Here is a 1,584-nt window from a genome sequence, read left to right as displayed (position 1 = left end):
AGCTTGGTGTTTAACCTCGGCCGTTCACCTGACCCGCTGGTCTTGGTTCGTTCCCGGGACAGCAGGGCGGCCGTTCTTCACGCTTCGAGGTGTCGAGCAACGTCACGTGAAGGAACGGCCGCTGGTGAAGAGTCTCGCCGCTGAACAGTCCGCCGACGCCGCGTTGGGCGTCCTGTCCCACTTTCGTGTCCAGTTCTACGACTGCCTCTACACCCGGGCGGATGCCCTCTTCGAGCTCACTGACGCGGTGCTGTGCTCGGACGGCCCGGTCACCTCGCTGGTCGAGTTGACGCTCACGGCCGAGCACCGGCGCGGGCACGGAGCGATGTACGACGCGGTCAACCACGGCTGGCTGGAACCGCGCCGCCTGCGCAGGCTGCTTGCCTCCACGCCGCTGCCGCGTGCCGCCGACGGGCGGATCGTGCTCGCGGTGGACGTGAGCAACTGGCTGCGACCCGACGCCCCCACCAGCCCGGAGCTGCTGTTCTGTCACGTCTACGGACGGGGCCGCAGCGCGGATCAGTTCATCCCCGGCTGGCCCTACTCCTTCGTCGCCGCGCTGGAGACGGGACGCACGTCCTGGACGGCCTTGCTGGACGCGATCAGGCTGGGGCCGGCCGACGATGCCACCGCGGTGACCGCCACCCAGCTGCGCGAGGTAGTCACCCGGCTGGTGCACGCCGGGCAGTGGCGGCCGGGCGACGCGAACATCCTCGTCGTCATGGACACCGGCTACGATGTCACCCGCCTCGCCCACGTCCTGGCCGACCTGCCCGTCGAGCTGGTCGGCCGGCTCCGCTCGGACCGCGTCATGCTCCGGGACGCCGGACCGCGCCGCTCCACCCCGCGCGGCGGACAGCCCCGCAAGCACGGCGGCGTCCTCACCTTCTCCAAGCCGGAGTCCTGGCACACCCCCGACCAGGCCACGACGTGCGACACCACCCGCTACGGCACGGCCGAAGCCCTCGCCTGGGACCGGATGCACCCCCGCCTGCAGGCCCGTGGCCCCTGGCTCGACCACTGCGGCGAACTCCCGCTGATCCACGGCACGTTGATCCGGCTGAAGGTCGAGCACCTGCCCGGCGACCGCGACCCGAAGCCGGTGTGGCTGTGGTCCTCGCGCACCGGTATGACCGGCCAGGACGTCGATGTCCGCTGGCAGGCGTTCCTCCGCAGGTTCGATCTTGAACACACTTTCCGGCTGTTCAAACAGACCCTGGGCTGGACCGTCCCCAAGGTCCGCGACCCGCACACGGCCGACCTGTGGACGTGGCTGATCATCGCCGCCCACACCCAACTCCGCCTCGCCCGGCCCCTCGCCGAGGATCTTCGTCGACCCTGGGAGCGGCCGGCGCAGCCTCGTCGGCTCACCCCTGCCCGGGTCCGCCGGGGGTTCCGCCACCTCCGCGTGAAGACCGCCCGTCCCGCCGACGTGCCCAGACCCTCCAAGCCCGGACCCGGACGCCCACCCGGCTCGAAGAACCGCAGGTCAGCCCCACGTCACGAACCTGGAAAGACCGTGAAACGAATCGAAACCCTCACCGAACACGTCCGCCTAAAACAGCAGCGAGGTTAATGATCAAG

General features: G+C 69.9%; 1 protein-coding gene. It reads left to right on the top strand.

Going from position 1 to position 1,584, the window contains the following annotated elements:
- Positions 1-124 precede the first annotated feature (124 nt).
- Complete coding sequence (locus ACWD0Y_RS36610; protein ID WP_450264569.1) at positions 125-1,576, top strand: NF041680 family putative transposase; 1,452 nt, start codon at positions 125-127, stop codon at positions 1,574-1,576.
- The last annotated feature ends 8 nt before the right edge of the window (positions 1,577-1,584 follow it).

The sequence above is a fragment of the Streptomyces altiplanensis genome (assembly GCF_053591575.1).
The sequence above is the reverse complement of the archived record's forward strand: the minus strand, read 5'-3'. Positions and strand labels throughout refer to the sequence as shown.